We start from the raw sequence: 14543 nt of genomic DNA on the forward strand, positions 1-14543 counted from the left end.
AGACGTATGGACAACTCCGACGCCCGGCGACCGTTCGGCAGCCGGACGGCTACCGGCCGGCAGCCGGGTGGCGGAGCCATTACACCTGACGGGCAGTTGCCGAAAGTCCGCGCCCCCGGCCCGGTCACCGACCGCCGGGCCGCGCCGCCTGCTGCTCCCGCCCGACGGCGCCGATGAACTCCAGCAGCCGCTCGTTCACCACCTCGGGCCGCTCCAGGTTCAGCCCGTGCCCGGCCCGTTCCACGATCTCGGCCCGCACGCCCGGGATCAGCGCCGTCACCCGCGCCACCACTTGGCGCGGGCGCAGCAGCGCGCTGCGCTTGCCGACCAGCATCAGCACGGGCAGCCGGACGGACGCCAACTCCTCGTCCGTGAACGGCCGGGCCGGCGGGCGGCTGCCCGGCTTGTAGCTGCGCATGGCGAGCATCAGCGGCGCGATCATCTCTCGCGGCGCGCTGAGCGCCGGATTGGCCAGCAGCCGGCCGACCGCCGGGCGCAGCGGCGGCGGGGCGAGCATGCCGAACAGGCCGCCGACCATGTGGACGTAGAACCGCGCGGGCACCTTCTCGATCCCGCCCGGGTCCAGCGCGGTGACGGAGCCGAGCCGGTCGGGTGCGTGGACGGCCTGGTTGAGGGCCAGCCAGCCGCCGTACGAGACACCGACCAGGTGGATCCGGTCCAGCCCGAGGCCGGTGAGGACCTCCCCGAGCCACTCCGCGTTCTCCGCCGACCCCGCCGCGACGGCCCTCTGCACGCTGCGTCCGGGGTCGTCGAGGGTGTCGATCGCGTACACGGGGTGGTGCGCGCCGAGCGCGGCGATCTGCGGGTACCAGTTGGACGGGTGCCCGGCGTGGCCGTGCAGCAGCACGATCGGCTCGCCGTCGGTCGGCCCGTAGTGGTGGACGTGGACGGTGCCGTAGCCGGTCTCGACGTCGAGTTCCCGGCGCGGGCCGGGCCACAACTCCATCGCGCGGTCGTACGCATCGAGGAACTTCGCCCGTGCGGCCTCGCTGGTGAAATGTCCGACGCTGGTCCTGGTCATGATCCCTCCCGGTTTGATAGTATGGTTGTACCACAAAAACATCCGGAAGGAACCCGATGCCGAAGCTGGTGGATCACGAGGAACGCCGGGCCCACATCATCGACGCCCTGCTCCGCTCGGCGGCGAGCAGCGGCCTGCACTCCGTCACCATGCGCTCCGTGGCCATCGAGGCGGGCGTCTCGGTGCGGCTGGTCCAGTACTACTTCGACACCAAGGAACAGCTGCTCCTCGCCGCCATGACCCGCCTCGCCACCCGCATGGGCGAGCGGGTCCAGCGCCGCGTGCGCGCCACCGGCGCCGGCACCGACCCGCGCGGCATCATCGAGGCCGTCCTGCTCGAAGCCGTCCCCACCGACGAGGAGAGCCGGGCCTTCCACCTCATCTACACCGAGTACGCCGTGCTCTCCGTCACCGACCCGGCGCTCGCCGGCCAGCCGTTCCTCGCCGCCCCCGACGAGATGGAGGCCTTCCTGGTCGCCCAGCTGACGGCCGCCCAGCGGGCCGGCACCGCCGACCCGGGCCTGGACGCCCGTCAGGAAGCCGTCGTCCTCCTCGCCGTCTCCGCCGGCCTCGGCCTCAGCGTCCTGCTCGGCCAGCGGACGGCAGATGACGCGACCGCCGTCCTCCACTACCACCTCGGGCGCGTGTTCCCGAGCTAGCGGACCCCACTTCACCCAGGGCAGAACGCCGCACCCTTCCCCCGGCGCCGCCATTCCCTACGCTGATGGGGTGAGCACTCAAGCGCCGAACGAAGCCCGCGTCATCCCGCTGCGCCCGCAGACCTCGCCGCCCGCCCCCGGTGGGGCGAACCGCACTCCGCAGCGACCGTCCGCGACCCCCGAGGCGCCCGCGCCGAAGGAACCCCTGTGGCGTGATCTCGTCGGCGATGCGCTGCGGCGCGAACGGCTCGCCCAGGAGCGCACGTTGAAGGACGTCGCGGAGCAGGCCCGGATCTCGATGCCGTACCTCTCGGAGCTGGAGCGCGGACGCAAGGAGGCCTCCTCCGAGGTGCTCGCGGCCGCCGCCAAGGCCCTCGGGCTCGGCCTCGGCGACCTGCTATCGCTCGCCCAGGACGAGCTGGTCCGGCACACCCGCAGCCAGCCGGCCCACCGCCGTTCGGCGCCGTCGGCGCGGACCAACGGCCTCTGCCTGGCCGCCTGACCGGGACCGGCGGGCCGGTACACCCCCGTCGTACCGGCCCACCTTGCCCGGATCAGGCGAAGGCGAGCCGCCGGCTCAGCACCTCGTCCGCCAGCCCGTACGCGACCGCCTCCTCGGCGGTGAGCACCTTCTCCCGGTCCATGTCCGCGCGCAGCGTCGCCACGTCGTGCCCGGTGTGCCGGGACAGCACCTCCTCCACCTGGGAGCGGATCCGGACCATCTCCTTGGCCGCGAGGCTCAGGTCGGAGACCATCCCCTGCCGCCCGCCGCTGGCCGGCTGCCCGAGCAGCACCCGCGCGTGCTGGAGCACGAACCGCCGCCCGGGATCGCCGCCCGCGAGCAGCACCGCCGCCGTCGACGCCGCCTGGCCGACGCAGAAGGTGGAGATCGGCGCCTGCACGAAGGTCATCGTGTCGTAGATCGCCATCAGCGAAGTGAACGATCCCCCGGGCGAGTTGAGATAGATCGAGATCTCGCGCTCCGGGTTCTCCGACTCCAGGTGCAGCAGCTGCGCGATGACCACGTTGGCGACCCCGTCGTCGATCTCGGTGCCGAGGAAGATGATCCGCTCGTTCAGCAGCCGGCTGAAGACGTCGTAGGACCGCTCACCCTGTGCGGTCCGCTCGATGACGTACGGAACCGTGTACGACCCCATGTCACAGCCCCATCCGTCGACGCGACGAGGCCGGGCGGATGTCGGCCACCGACTCCACCACCCGGTCCACGATCCCGTACTCCCTGGCCTGCTCCGCCGTGAACCAGCGGTCCCGGTCACCGTCCCGGGCGATCGTCTCCTCGCTCTGCCCGGTGTGCTCGGCGGTGATCCGCTCGATGGACCGCTTGGTGAACTCCAGGTTCTCCGCCTGGATCTCGATGTCCGCGGCCGTCCCGCCGATGCCCGCCGAGGGCTGGTGCATCATGATCCGCGCGTTCGGCAGCGCGAACCGCTTGCCGCGCGCCCCCACCGTGAGCAGGAACTGCCCCATGCTGGCCGCGAACCCCATCGCCAGCGTCGACACGTCGTTCGGGATCAGCCGCATGGTGTCGTAGATCGCGAGCCCGGCCGTGACCGACCCGCCGGGGCTGTTGATGTACAGGCTGATGTCGCTGCGCGGGTCCTCCGCCGACAGCAGCAACAGCTGCGCGCACACCCGGTTCGCCGACACGTCGTCGACCTGCGTGCCGAGCAGCACGATCCGCTGCGCGAGCAACTGCGCCGCGAGGTGGTCGTCGAAGGGGCTGGGCGCAGTGTCGCCCTCCGCGCGGGGCGCGAGCGCGGTGAGTGGAGTCATCTGGTCTCTCCTTCATGGGCCGAAGATGCCGTCGTCCCCACTCTCACCCCTGGCTGCCGACCGGCCCCCGTTTCTCTGCCCGCCGCAGATTCGCCGAGGGCAGAGCCGTCCGGCTCCGATTCATGACCCGGACGGTCGACGGTCTCTCCCCGGGTCATCGCAGGCGCAGCGCTAACCGGCCGTCGCCCCGCACTCCACGGATTGACGCGGGGCGCCGTGGAACACCTGCCGCGCATGCCACTCCCGGTGCCGGTCCGCGACCGGCGGACTGCCCGGCTGCGGCCCGAGCACGGGCCGTCCGGCCAACGCCAGCACGTGCTGCCGGCTGGCCTCGCTGCGGCCGACGAACCGCTGCGAGACCAGGATCCGGTGCCCCTCCCCCACCCCCAGGACGCCCTTGTCGAAGAGCTTGTGGTGCAGCGAGCACAGGCACAGCCCGTTGTCGACCTCGTCCGGCCCGTCGTGCGACCACCACCGCACGTGCGCGGCCTCCAGGCCGACGGTGCTGGCGCCGAGGGTGCCGTCGTAGCCGCAGAACGCGCACTGGAACTCGTAGGCGGTGAGTATCAGTTCACGCATCCGCCGGTCCCGTTGCCGCCGGGCCGCACCTCCCACGATCCCGGTCCCGGCCTCCTCCAGGTCGAGCCCGACGGCTTCACAGAGGTCGTCGTGCAGGGACGACGGGAAGTGGGCGTCCAGCAGCACCCGGGCCATCCTGCCCAGCAGCGCCGGTTCCTCGCCGAGTGCCGCCCGCAGCTCGGAGGCGAGCCGGCCGGTCGCGCCGCTCGACCGCAGCACCCCGATCCCGGTACCCGGGCTCCCCGGTCCCCGGTCAGTGCGGACCTCCCACACGCCGTCACTGACCAGGTGGTGGAACGGGTACGCGGGCGTCGTCGCGTGCGACGGCCCGTACTCGACGAGCAGCCGCTTCAGCTCCTCCTCGACGGCGCTGTAGCGCAACTCCCCCTCCGCGTCCCGCTGGTAGCTGCCGAGCGCGTAGAGCAGCAACAACGGCTTGTGCGGCGCGCGGACCTCATTACGTGCCCAACGCCTCAGTCCTGCCACCCGATCCAGCCAATCCATGCCCGTCAGGGTAGTGGGGGGCCTTGTTAGCCTGATCGACATGTTGAGGAGAAGTCCGGATTCCCGTCCCCAACGAGCGTTGATCACCGCCAGTTTCGTCAGCAGGGTCGGCAACGGTCTCTTCAACACCGCGGCGATCCTCTACTTCACGCTGGTCGTGCACCTGCCCGCCACCCAGGTGGGCGCGGGTCTGACGATCGCCGGCCTCTGCGGCCTGGCGGCCGGCATACCGGCGGGGAACCTGGCGGACCGGTACGGGCCGCGCACGGTCTGGCTGTTGGCGCTCGCGCTGCAGGCCGCCACCATGGCGGCCTTCGTCCTCATCGACAGCTGGCTCGCGTTCGCCCTCGTCGCCACGCTGGACCGGCTGGCCGCGACGGCCGGCGGCGCCGCTGGCGGCGCACTCATCGCCAGGGTCGGCGGCGAACGCCCGGCCGCCTTCCGGGCCAGACTCCGCACCTTCGTCAACCTCGGCGTGGTCGTGGGCACCCTGGGCGCGGCCGTCGCCCTCCAGATCAACACCCGCCCCGCCTACACCGGGCTGATCCTCGCCAACGCCGCCAGCTTCGCCGCCGCCGCACTGATCGCCCTCCTGGGTGTGCCGAACTACCGACCCCTGCCCCGGCCCGAGGAACACCGCCAGTGGTCCGTCCTGGCCGACCGACCGTACGTGTCCTTCGTCGCGCTCTACAGCGCGATGGGCCTGCAGTACCAGGTGATTTCGCTCCTGCTCCCGATCTGGCTCACCGCCCACACCGACGCACCGCGCTGGACGGTGGCGGCGGTGTACGCGATCAACAGCGGCGTGTGCGTGCTGCTGCAGAGCAGGCTCGGATCGAAGGTGGAGACCCCGCGCGAGGGCGGCCGCGCCTTCCGCCTCGCGGGGTTCCTGTTCCTGCTCAGCTGTCCGCTGATGGCGCTGACGGCCGATGTCCCCGCGTGGGTCGCACCGGTGCTCACGGTGCTCGCGGTGTGCATCCACAGCGTCGGAGAGGTGTGGGAGTCCTCGGGCGGCTACGCACTGGGCTTCGGTCTGGCACCCGATCACGCCCAGGGGCAGTACCAGGGCCTCTTCGGCATCGGCTTCGACGCAGGCCAAGCCCTCGCCCCACTGATTCTCACCGGAGCAGTCCTCACACTGGGACACACCGGCTGGCTCCTCCTCGGCGCCCTCTTCGCCGCCCTGGGCGCAGCGGGGCCGCCGGTGGCCGCGTGGGCGGAGCGGGCCCGCCCAAGGGCTGTCCCGTAAGCCGTGCTTCAGCTGACGGTGGCAGGGCGCGGGTGGAGAAGTCGGTGGCAGGCTGACCGCCGGTGAGGGAGGATCACGACGTGCACGGTCCTGCTCTTGCCGGACGTGCCCGGACTTGCCCGGACGCGTCGAACGGTGTGATGCCGTGCTGACCTCGGATCGATGCTCGGCTTGGCGCCTTCCACGCCGGGCCGGAAAGGACGCGTGTGTCACTCGCTCTTGAAGATCGCTTGGCCATCATCGAACTGGTCTCGTTGCACGGTCACCTCGTTGACGACGGAAGCCTTGACCGGTTGGACGAGTTGTTCACCGTCGATGTGATCTATGACCTCACCGACTTCGGCCAGGATCCGCTGTCCGGGGTGGCGGCCATCCGGGAAGCGGCATGGGCGCTGGGAGCGGCCAACCCTGTCGCGCATCACGTCACCAACGTCGTCGTAACCGCAGGGGCGGACGGCCGGGTGCAGGTCCGTTCCAAGGGGCTAGGTGTCAAGGCGGACGGCTCCTGCGGTTCCGTCTCCTACGACGACACCGTCGTGCGCACCGCTGACGGCTGGCGGATCAGCTATCGCAGGGTCTCGCCACGCCGAACTCCCTTGGGTGGGATGACAAAGCCTTGCTGACCGGGCGGGGCGCGGCTGACCGCACGGTCGGTGGCCCAGGCGCGTCTCGCCTGGGCCTAACCGGTGAGGACGACATTGGGCGGGCGGGCGATGCCGAGCATGGCGTCCCTTAGGTCGTCAGGTGGTCGAATTCCCCCGCCTTGACACCGAGTAGGAGGGCGCGGAGCATGCCGGGCGTCGTGCTGATGACGACCCCGGGGTCATCGCTCTCGCGGAGCTTGACGCTGCGGTCGGACGCTGTGGCGAGGTAGATGCAGTTGGCCGACTCGGAACTATAACTGGACTTCTGCCAGTTGAGAGCTGACATGACGCTTCCCCTCAGATGTCCTTCTCGATACGGGCAATGAGATCACGAGACTTCGCAGGGCTGAGGGCGCAGGCGTCCATCAGATCCAGAACCTTCTGATACTTCACCAGTTGTGCATGGGCGTCCAGGAACTCGGAGCCGTGATACGTATCGAGCTGCACGGTGTCGAGCTGGGGCACAGCTGCAGAACAGTAGACGATCGACTGCCCGGACCCCGGAATCGTGCCAGCCCCGAAGGGGATCACGAGAACCGAGATGTTCTCGCGCGTACTCGCCTCGATGAGGTGCCTGAGCTGTGCGCGAGCCACGGCTGACCCACCGAATCCCATCCGCAAGGCCGCCTCATGGACGATCGCCGTGAGCGGGATCGCCCGTTGGCCATAAAGGACGACCTGCCGTTTGATCCGGTACGACACCCGATGTTCCACCTCGTGTGGCGCCAGAAGCGGCACCACACTGCTGGCGAGCACACGTGCCTGGTCGGCGGTCTGGAGCAGGCCGGGGATGTGAATCACCGAAGCGATGCGCATCGCTGTGGAGTGGTGTTCCGTTTCGGCAAGATCGAGCATGTTCGGCGGCAGGATGTCACGGTACTCCTCCCACCATCCCCGAGCCCGCCGTCCGGTCATGCCTGCGAGCGCATCGATCAAGCCCTGGTCTGTACACGTGTACGCGCGGGCGAAGGCCCGGACGCGCTCTGCGCTCACCGGATAGCGGCCCGCTTCGATACGGCTCATGTGAGCTTGATTCACTCCGACGCGAGCAGCAGCGGCAGTTGAGGTAAGTCCTGCACTCTCGCGGAGTTTGCGCAGCTCAAGCCCAAGGCGCTGCTGCCTCAGGGACGGGTTGCCGCTCGATGTCATCGTGATCCTCTCATTCACTACCCAGGGTGAACTAGCAAGTATTCAACGGACTTCATGGAAATTATGCCATGTCACCACTACCGTATGACATGGATCAGCTACCGACGGTGCTTGTCGGCTCAACCACGCCTTGAGGCAGGAGACTTCCATGACTGCTGCGCCCTCGCCAAACCCCCGCATTCCGTTCGACCAGGAGCTGTGCGGGCTCGTCCTCGACACCGCTCCCCGACTCTTCGCCGTCGTCCAGGTGTGCGACGAGGGCCAGCCGGACGCCGACGGGTGGGTGGCGGCCTGGGGGCTCGTCGACAACGACGGGCCGACGCACGTGATCTGCCTCTACGGGCAGGCCCGTATGACCCTCGCGTCGCCCGAGCGGGCCTTGCGCCACTTCACCGGTCAGCCCGGGATCACCGCGCGCCTGGTCTGGCTCGACCAGCCGGACACCGCCGCGATCGACCGGCCCGCAGCCGCCTACCTCCCGTCCTCCCTGCGCAGGAAGTCGGCCGGGCGACTCTGCTGGCGAAGTCGGTTGGGGCGGGTGTGGGACAGTAAGTGGCTGCCGGTTGGGATGGGTTGGCTGTCTGTGGGGGTGGGTCGTGCTGCGTCCTGGTGGTGTGTCGGGGATTCCGGTGGAGACCGTGGCGTTGGCTTGTAGGGTTCATCCGGGTGGGACGGATGAGATGCGGGTGCGGGATGCGCTGGGTCCGTTGTTCAGCGATGAGGACTTCACCGTGGGTGAGTTCGAGGAGATGTACGCGGATCTGGGGCGGCCCGGGATCTCGCCGGCGCTGTTGGTGATGGTCACGGTCCTGCAGTTCCTGCACAATCTCTCCGACCGGGACGCTGCGGTGGCGGTGGCCGATCGGATCTCCTGGAAGTACGCGCTGGGACTGGAGTTGGAGTACACCGGTTTCGATGCCAGTGTGCTGTGCGAGTTCCGTGCCCGTCTGGTGGCCGGCGACCGGGCGGATGCCCTGCTGTCGCTGATGCTGGAGCGTTTGAAGGCGGCCGGTCTGGTGCGCTCGGGCGGGCGCCAGCGCACCGATTCCACGCATGTTCTGGCCTGTGTGCGCCGGTTGAACCGGATCGAGTGCCTGGGCGAGGCCCTGCGTATGGCGCTGGAGGAGATCGCCCGGACCAGCCCGGGCTTCGTCGTGCCGCTACTCGCTCCCGGCTGGGACGAGCGCTACGGGCGCAAGGTCGAGACCAGCAGGCTCCTGCGCCGCAAGAACGCCTCCGCGCTCAAGCTCGCCGAGCAGATCGGCGCCGACGGGCAGAGCGTGATCGCCGCCATCGACGCGGACCCCACGGCCGCGTGGATGAACGACCTCCCGCAGGTCAAGATCATGCGGGAGCTGTGGGACCAGCACTACGAGCGCACCGCCACCGGCCGACTGCGCTACCGGGACACCAAAGAGCTTGCGCCCTCGGCACAGCGCGTGCGTTCACCCCACGACCCCGAAGCCCGCTACAGCACCAAGGGCGCTCCCGGCGCCGGCAGTGTGGAGTGGACCGGTTCCAAGGGCCACCTGACCGAGTCCTGCGACGAGGACTTACCGAGCTTGGTCACCGACGTCCACACCACCTGCGCCACCGAACCCGACGTCAGCGCCACCACCCCCATCCAGGACAAACTCATCGGCCGGGACCTGGCACCCGGTGAGCATCTGACGGACTCCGGTTACCCCAGCGGGGAGAACATCGGCGCGTCCCTGGAGCGTGGCATCACCCTCGTCGCGCCCGTCACGGTTCAGACCGGTCGGGGCGCCCGGGGCGGCACCTTCACTCCGAAGGACTTCCACGTCGACTGGCAGGCAGGCGTCACCCGCTGTCCCGCCGGGGCCACCGGCATCTCGATGCGGCCGAAGAAGAACGGCCTGATCCGCGTCGCCTTCGCCCGCGCGGACTGCCGGCCCTGCCCGATCCGCGCCCAGTGCACCACCGCCGCCCCGCACCTCGGCCGGAGCCTGGAGATCCATCCCGAACCGATCCATACGGCCCGGATGCGGATGCAGACCGAACAGAACAGCCCCGAATGGCGCGAGGCCTACCGGGCCCGCGCCGGGATCGAAGGCACCATCTCCCAAGCAGTCCGGGGCCCCGGCCTACGGCGTTCCCGCTACCGGGGCCTCGACAAGACCCACCTCCAAAACGTCCTCATCGGCATGGCGATCAACATCCGCCGACTCGGCGCCCACTGCGACACCACCACCAGGAAAGATCGCCGCCCCACCCGCATCCACGCACTATGCACCCAACACGGCATCGCAACGGCGGCCTGACCCAGATCAAATACTTCGCCAGCAGAGTCGTCTGGCCGACTTCCTGCGCAGGGGTCCGGTCGTTGCCGTCGCCGCTTCGGCACGGCCGAAGCGGCGGGCTTCGGCCATGGCTGATCAAGCGCGGCGGGCCCCGACGGGAGTCGGTTACCGCCGGGCGGCGGCTACCTGACCCTGGGGGTCGGAGTTCTCGCCCTGGTCGTCGCCGTTCCAGCCGTCGCTGCAGTCGCGGTACGGGGTCCCGGGTGAGGAGGCCGCCGGGTTCGGTGCCGCGGACGGGGTGGGTGCGCTCGTAGTCGTGGTCGTGGCCGGCCAGGACGAGGTCGACGGTAGCGGTCGAGCAGTGGCAGCAGCTTCTCGCGGATGCCCATGTCGCCGCCGTGGCTGGCGGCGGAGGAGGACATCGCGAACTGGTGCAGGTTGACGACGATCCAGTCGACCGACCGTCCGGCCCGGGCGCGCGACGGCACCCGTGTTGGCCCGGTAGTTGATCCGGTGCGGCGGCAGCCCGTGCCCGCGCCCGTGCCGGGGCAGGAAGGCGACCCGGCGGCCGGCCACCTCGCCGAGGAACAGCGCGTCGCTCGGCGGCCCGTACGGCGTGTCGACCCGCACCTCGGTCACCTCGTCCGGCAGCGCGTACAGCCCCGAGCCGCCGATCACGCCCAGCTCGGCCCGTGTCGCTCCCTGATCGGTCGTCATCGCCCGTTCGGACCCTTCGTCGAGGGGCGGTCCCGGCCGCCACTCCAGGAGTCGACCGCCAGCGGGGGTACGGCCGGATGGCCGCGGGCCGCCGGGGTGGTCCCGGACGGCCGAGCGGGTGACCTCCCGGACGTGTCGGCGGCTGCGCGCCCCACTCGACGTGCATGGGTTGGAACGCGCCGCCTCCGGGCGGTGCACGCCCTGTCCCCGGACCTGAGAGCCGCCCATGCCTTCCACCGCCCGTCTCCGCCGCTTCGTCCCGACCGCGCTCTGCGCCCTCTCCGTCGCCCTCGCCGCACCCGCGGCCCACGCCGCGCCCCCGGGCGGCGACAGCGGGACCGACCCCGGCGGGAGGTCGGACGGCGGCCGGTACGACTGGGAGCGCGTGGCGGCCTGCGAGAGCAGCGGCAACTGGCACATCAACTCCGGCAACGGCTACTACGGCGGCCTCCAGTTCGACCAGCCCACCTGGCGGGAGAACGGCGGCCTCGCCTACGCCCCGCGCCCCGACCTCGCCAGCCGCGAGCAGCAGATGGCCGTCGCCCAGCACCTGGCCGACCGCCGCGGCCTCTCCCCCTGGCCGGTCTGCGGCTCCCGTGCCGCCGGCGGCCCCAGCCGCCGGCCCGCCCGCAGCCAGGAGACCGCCCCCGGCCGGGAGGCCACCCGCAACCACGAGCGCGACAGCGTCCTGCCGCCGCCCACCGCCGCGTCGGGCGAGGACGGCCAGTGGACCGTCCGGGAGGACGACACCCTGGACGGGCTCGCCGCCGCCCTGAACATCCCCGGCGGCTGGCCCGCGCTCTACGCGCTCAACCGCTCCGTCGTCGGCGACGACCCGGACCTCATCCAGCCCGGCCTGGTGCTGCGCCTGCCGTCCTGACGACCCCTGCCCCGCCCGGCGCCCGCCGGACACACCGACCCGCCGCCCACGCCGTCCCCCATCCGGCGTGGGCGGCGTCCTGTGCCGCGGCCTACGGGCGCAGCGCCGCTCGGCCTTATGGGCGCAGCGCCGCCAGCACGTGCAGGCCGCGCGGGTTGGTCTCGCTGTGGCTGGTCTCCAGGCCCGCCGCGCGCACCTGCTCCTCCACCCAGCCGATCGCGAGTCGCAGCTTCGGGTAGCTGCTGACCTGCTGGGTCCAGGCCTCGCCGGCGCGGGTGTGGATCAGGTCGTGGACCAGCGCGGTCTCCTCGTCCGGGTACTCCAGGAAGCAGGTCATGATCCGGTCCGCGGTGGAGCGCACCGGCAGGAAACGGTCAGTGCCGGTCAGCGGGCGGGTGAGGTCGCGGAAGGAGAGCACCAGCCGGCCGCCCGGGGCGAGGGCGGCGGCGGTGTCGCGCAGCAGGGCCACCACGTCGGCGCGCGAGGGCAGGTGGGTGAGGGTGTCGCCCATGCAGAGCACCGCGGCCACCGTGCCCGGCTCGGTGTGCCGGGGCAGCGCGCCGCGCAGGTCGGCTTCGACGGTGCGGACGGCCCCGGCGTGGCCGGCCTTGGCCGCGGACTCGCGCAGTTCGGCCAGCAGCGGGGCGCTGGTGTCCACGGCGAGGACCGGGTCGAAGCCGAGCGCGGCCAGCGCCAGGCTCTGGGGGCCGGGGCCTGCGCCGAGATCGACGGCGGCGCGGCCGGCCTCGCTGGGGGTGACCCCCAGCGAGGCCAGCAGCTCGGCCTGCGCGTCGGCGAGCGCGGGGATGTCGCCGCCCAGCATCCAGGTGTAGTGGGCGGCGAGGAGACGGTCGTAGTGCTCGGGTGCGGTACTCATGCGGGCTGGGCCCTTTCTCGCGTCGTCCGGCGTACTGATGATCCGACCGCACTCTACGAGCACCCACCGGAACGCCGACGGCCCGCCCCGTCCTGGAAAACCAGGACCGGACGGGCCGTGACGGCGACGGAGCGGGAGGCTCAGCCGACGTGGACGCGCGGACGCTTCGTACGGTCCGGCTCCGCCTCGCGCAGCACCTCGCGGGTGACCGGGGCGACCTCGCCCTGGCCGAACAGGAAGAACCGCAGGAACTGGGCGAAGGGGTTGCCCTCGGTCCACTCGAAGTACAGGTGCGGCCGCTGCCCGGTGCGGTCCCGGACGGTGAGCGCCAGGGCGGCGATCGCGTTCGGGATGCTGGAGCTCTCCAGGGTGAGCACCCGGTACCGGCCGTGCAGCACCTCGCCGCGCACGGTCAGCTCGGACTCGAAGTCCGACGCGTCGCGGACCGTCACCTCGACGAAGACCAGGTCGTCCTCGCCGGGGATGTCGTTGTCGGCGCGGATCTGCCGGATCTTGTCGCGGTACTCGGCGACGTCCCGGTTGGTCGGCTCGTTGGCGATCAGGCGCAGCGGCCGGTGGGCGTAGTCACGGATGAAGCGCTCGGCCGTCTCGTCCAGCACGACCTCCGTGACGCGCAGCTCGAACGCGCGCTTCAGGCGGGAGAGCAGCGAGACCAGGATGATGCCGGCGATGAAGCAGGCACCGATCTTGACACCGTCCGGGCGCTCCATGGTGTTCAGCACGGTGGTGTACAGGAAGACCGCCGCGATGATCCCGAAGGCGATGGTCCAGCCGCGCTGGCGCTTCTTGTAGGCGGCGATGGTGACGGCGATGGCCGCCGAGCTGATCAGCACCAGCACGCCGGTCGCGTAGGCGCCGCCCTGGGCGTCGACGTTCGCGTCGAACAGCCAGGTGATCAGGAAGCCGACCATGGTCAGGACTATCACCATCGGGCGCACGGCCCGGGCCCAGTGCGGGGCCATGCCGTAGCGCGGCAGGTAGCGGGGCAGAAGGTTGAGCATGCCCGCCATGGCGGAGGCGCCGGCGAACCAGAGGATGGCGATGGTCGACAGGTCGTAGACGCTGCCGAAACCGCCGCCCAGGTACTGGTGCGCCAGGTAGGCGAGGGCTCGGCCGTTGGCCTGGCCGCCGTCCTCGAACTCCTTGGCCGGGATGAGCAGCGTGCAGATGAAGCTGGTGGCGATCAGGAAGGTGCTCATGATCACGGCGGCGGTGGTGAGCAGCTTGCGGGTGCCGCGGATCCGGCCGACCGGGTTGGCCTCGGTGTCGCCCGCGTCGCCCTTGATGTGCGGCATCACCGCGACGCCGGTCTCGAAGCCGGACATGCCGAGCGCGAGCTTCGGGAAGACGACGAGCGAGACGCCGATCATGACGAAGATGTTGCCGTGCTGGGCGGTCAGCGCGTTGGACCAGTCGGTGACGACGTGCGGCGCCTGGATGATCTTCCAGAGGCCGACCACGACGACCACCACGTTGAGCGCCAGGTAGACCCCGACGAGCGCCACGGCCATGCCGATGGCCTCGCTGAAGCCCTTGAGGAAGACCGCGCCGAGCAGGGCGACCAGGATCAGCGTGATCAGCATCTGCTTGCCGCCGAGGACGCTGGTCAGGTGCGGGTTCTCGACCAGGTGCGCGCTGGCGTCGGCGGCCGAGAGCGTGATCGTGATGATGAAGTCCGTCGCCGCGAAGCCGAGCAGGGCGAGGACGAACAGCTTGCCCTTCCAGAACGACAGCAGCCGCTCCAGCATCGCGATCGAGCCCTCGCCGCGCGGGCTCTCCTGGGCGACCCGCCGGTACACCGGCAGCGCGCCCAGCAGGGTCACCAGCACGAGCACGATCGTGGCGATCGGCGACAGCAGGCCGGCCGCGAGGGCGGCGATGCCCGGCTGGTAGCCGAGCGTCGAGAAGTAGTCCAGACCGGTCAGGCACATCACGCGCCACCACTGCTGGCCCGTGTGCGCAGCGTGATCGGCGGCGTCGGCGGAGTCCCCCGGCTCCGCACCGTCCTGCTGCGCCTTCGCGGCGGCGTCCTTGGCGGCCTTCTCCGGGGACATGTCCTCCAGGAGCCAGCTGCGGAGCCGTATTCGCGCCGACGACGGGTCCTCCGTCGTCGTCTCCGTCGAACCCGACGAAACCACCTTGCACCTCTTGTTTAAAGACCCCGTAA

The 14543-nt window shown here is 70.8% G+C and carries 15 protein-coding genes and 1 pseudogene; 7 read left to right on the plus strand and 9 right to left on the minus strand.

Annotated elements, in window-relative coordinates:
• Positions 1-124: 124 nt before the first annotated feature.
• Positions 125-1042, minus strand: a complete 918-nt coding sequence (locus ACIG5E_RS13160) for an alpha/beta fold hydrolase (RefSeq protein WP_396533486.1) — start codon at positions 1040-1042, stop codon at positions 125-127.
• Positions 1043-1098: 56 nt separating this feature from the next.
• Between ACIG5E_RS13160 and ACIG5E_RS13165 the strand changes: the two genes are divergently transcribed.
• Positions 1099-1701: a TetR/AcrR family transcriptional regulator gene (locus ACIG5E_RS13165; protein ID WP_396533487.1), complete on the plus strand. Its 603-nt coding sequence runs from the start codon at positions 1099-1101 to the stop codon at positions 1699-1701.
• A 70-nt stretch (positions 1702-1771) separates the two neighbouring features.
• Positions 1772-2203, plus strand: a complete 432-nt coding sequence (locus ACIG5E_RS13170) for a helix-turn-helix domain-containing protein (protein ID WP_396533489.1) — start codon at positions 1772-1774, stop codon at positions 2201-2203.
• A gap of 52 nt (positions 2204-2255) precedes the next feature.
• Here ACIG5E_RS13170 and ACIG5E_RS13175 read toward each other — a convergent pair whose 3' ends face one another.
• The 3 genes from ACIG5E_RS13175 to ACIG5E_RS13185 all read right to left on the minus strand — a co-directional run bounded on the left by ACIG5E_RS13175 (position 2256) and on the right by ACIG5E_RS13185 (position 4578).
• Positions 2256-2858, minus strand: coding sequence for a ClpP family protease (locus ACIG5E_RS13175; protein ID WP_396533490.1), 603 nt, complete (start codon positions 2856-2858; stop codon positions 2256-2258).
• A 1-nt stretch (position 2859) separates the two neighbouring features.
• A complete protein-coding gene (locus tag ACIG5E_RS13180) occupies positions 2860-3495 on the minus strand; it encodes a ClpP family protease (RefSeq protein WP_396533491.1) in 636 nt (211 codons plus the stop codon).
• A gap of 171 nt (positions 3496-3666) precedes the next feature.
• Positions 3667-4578 carry a phosphorothioated DNA-binding restriction endonuclease gene (locus ACIG5E_RS13185; RefSeq protein WP_396533492.1) on the minus strand — a complete coding sequence of 304 codons (912 nt, stop codon included), beginning with the start codon at positions 4576-4578 and terminating at the stop codon, positions 3667-3669.
• A 79-nt stretch (positions 4579-4657) separates the two neighbouring features.
• On the opposite strand from ACIG5E_RS13185, the gene ACIG5E_RS13190 reads away from it, so the two are divergent.
• Complete coding sequence (locus ACIG5E_RS13190; RefSeq protein ID WP_396533493.1) at positions 4658-5827, plus strand: MFS transporter; 1170 nt, start codon at positions 4658-4660, stop codon at positions 5825-5827.
• Between the two features lie 230 nt (positions 5828-6057).
• Positions 6058-6450 (plus strand): nuclear transport factor 2 family protein, encoded by a 393-nt coding sequence (locus ACIG5E_RS13195; protein ID WP_396533495.1) that lies wholly within the window; start codon positions 6058-6060, stop codon positions 6448-6450.
• Positions 6451-6559: 109 nt separating this feature from the next.
• On the opposite strand, the gene ACIG5E_RS13200 is transcribed toward ACIG5E_RS13195, so the two are convergent.
• Positions 6560-6757, minus strand: coding sequence for a DUF397 domain-containing protein (locus ACIG5E_RS13200; protein WP_396533496.1), 198 nt, complete (start codon positions 6755-6757; stop codon positions 6560-6562).
• Positions 6758-6768: 11 nt separating this feature from the next.
• A complete protein-coding gene (locus ACIG5E_RS13205) occupies positions 6769-7620 on the minus strand; it encodes a helix-turn-helix domain-containing protein (protein ID WP_396533497.1) in 852 nt (283 codons plus the stop codon).
• 148 nt (positions 7621-7768) lie between these two features.
• Between ACIG5E_RS13205 and ACIG5E_RS13210 the strand changes: the two genes are divergently transcribed.
• Positions 7769-8275: a hypothetical protein gene (locus ACIG5E_RS13210; RefSeq protein ID WP_396533498.1), complete on the plus strand. Its 507-nt coding sequence runs from the start codon at positions 7769-7771 to the stop codon at positions 8273-8275.
• Positions 8250-9902 carry an IS1182 family transposase gene (locus ACIG5E_RS13215; RefSeq protein WP_396533499.1) on the plus strand — a complete coding sequence of 551 codons (1653 nt, stop codon included), beginning with the start codon at positions 8250-8252 and terminating at the stop codon, positions 9900-9902. Before ACIG5E_RS13210 ends, ACIG5E_RS13215 begins: the two co-directional genes overlap by 26 nt.
• Before the next feature lie 447 nt (positions 9903-10349).
• On the opposite strand, the pseudogene ACIG5E_RS13220 reads toward ACIG5E_RS13215, so the two are convergent.
• Positions 10350-10598 (minus strand): annotated as a pseudogene (locus ACIG5E_RS13220) (5'-methylthioadenosine phosphorylase); the annotation flags it as partial.
• Positions 10599-10824: 226 nt separating this feature from the next.
• Between ACIG5E_RS13220 and ACIG5E_RS13225 the strand changes: the two are divergent.
• The gene (locus tag ACIG5E_RS13225) at positions 10825-11478 is read left to right on the plus strand and encodes a transglycosylase family protein (RefSeq protein ID WP_396533500.1); all 654 of its coding nucleotides are present in this window, start codon (positions 10825-10827) and stop codon (positions 11476-11478) included.
• Positions 11479-11593: 115 nt separating this feature from the next.
• Here ACIG5E_RS13225 and ACIG5E_RS13230 read toward each other — a convergent pair whose 3' ends face one another.
• Positions 11594-12355: a class I SAM-dependent methyltransferase gene (locus ACIG5E_RS13230; protein ID WP_396533501.1), complete on the minus strand. Its 762-nt coding sequence runs from the start codon at positions 12353-12355 to the stop codon at positions 11594-11596.
• A gap of 140 nt (positions 12356-12495) precedes the next feature.
• Positions 12496-14430, minus strand: a complete 1935-nt coding sequence (locus tag ACIG5E_RS13235; RefSeq protein WP_396533502.1) for an amino acid transporter — start codon at positions 14428-14430, stop codon at positions 12496-12498.
• Positions 14431-14543: the final 113 nt, after the last annotated feature.

The sequence above is a fragment of the Kitasatospora sp. NPDC053057 genome (assembly GCF_044546945.1).
Taxonomy (GTDB): domain Bacteria; phylum Actinomycetota; class Actinomycetes; order Streptomycetales; family Streptomycetaceae; genus Kitasatospora.

Bases quoted from the DNA above. Each gene is read 5' to 3' on its own strand.
- ACIG5E_RS13160 (WP_396533486.1), bottom strand. From the start codon at position 1,042: ATGACCAGGACCAGCGTCGGACATTTCACCAGCGAGGCCGCACGGGCG.
- ACIG5E_RS13165 (WP_396533487.1), top strand. From the start codon at position 1,099: ATGCCGAAGCTGGTGGATCACGAGGAACGCCGGGCCCACATCATCGAC.
- ACIG5E_RS13175 (WP_396533490.1), bottom strand. From the start codon at position 2,858: ATGGGGTCGTACACGGTTCCGTACGTCATCGAGCGGACCGCACAGGGT.
- ACIG5E_RS13180 (WP_396533491.1), bottom strand. From the start codon at position 3,495: ATGACTCCACTCACCGCGCTCGCGCCCCGCGCGGAGGGCGACACTGCG.
- ACIG5E_RS13185 (WP_396533492.1), bottom strand. From the start codon at position 4,578: ATGGATTGGCTGGATCGGGTGGCAGGACTGAGGCGTTGGGCACGTAAT.
- ACIG5E_RS13200 (WP_396533496.1), bottom strand. From the start codon at position 6,757: ATGTCAGCTCTCAACTGGCAGAAGTCCAGTTATAGTTCCGAGTCGGCC.
- ACIG5E_RS13205 (WP_396533497.1), bottom strand. From the start codon at position 7,620: ATGACATCGAGCGGCAACCCGTCCCTGAGGCAGCAGCGCCTTGGGCTT.
- ACIG5E_RS13210 (WP_396533498.1), top strand. From the start codon at position 7,769: ATGACTGCTGCGCCCTCGCCAAACCCCCGCATTCCGTTCGACCAGGAG.
- ACIG5E_RS13225 (WP_396533500.1), top strand. From the start codon at position 10,825: ATGCCTTCCACCGCCCGTCTCCGCCGCTTCGTCCCGACCGCGCTCTGC.
- ACIG5E_RS13230 (WP_396533501.1), bottom strand. From the start codon at position 12,355: ATGAGTACCGCACCCGAGCACTACGACCGTCTCCTCGCCGCCCACTAC.
- ACIG5E_RS13235 (WP_396533502.1), bottom strand. From the start codon at position 14,430: ATGTCCCCGGAGAAGGCCGCCAAGGACGCCGCCGCGAAGGCGCAGCAG.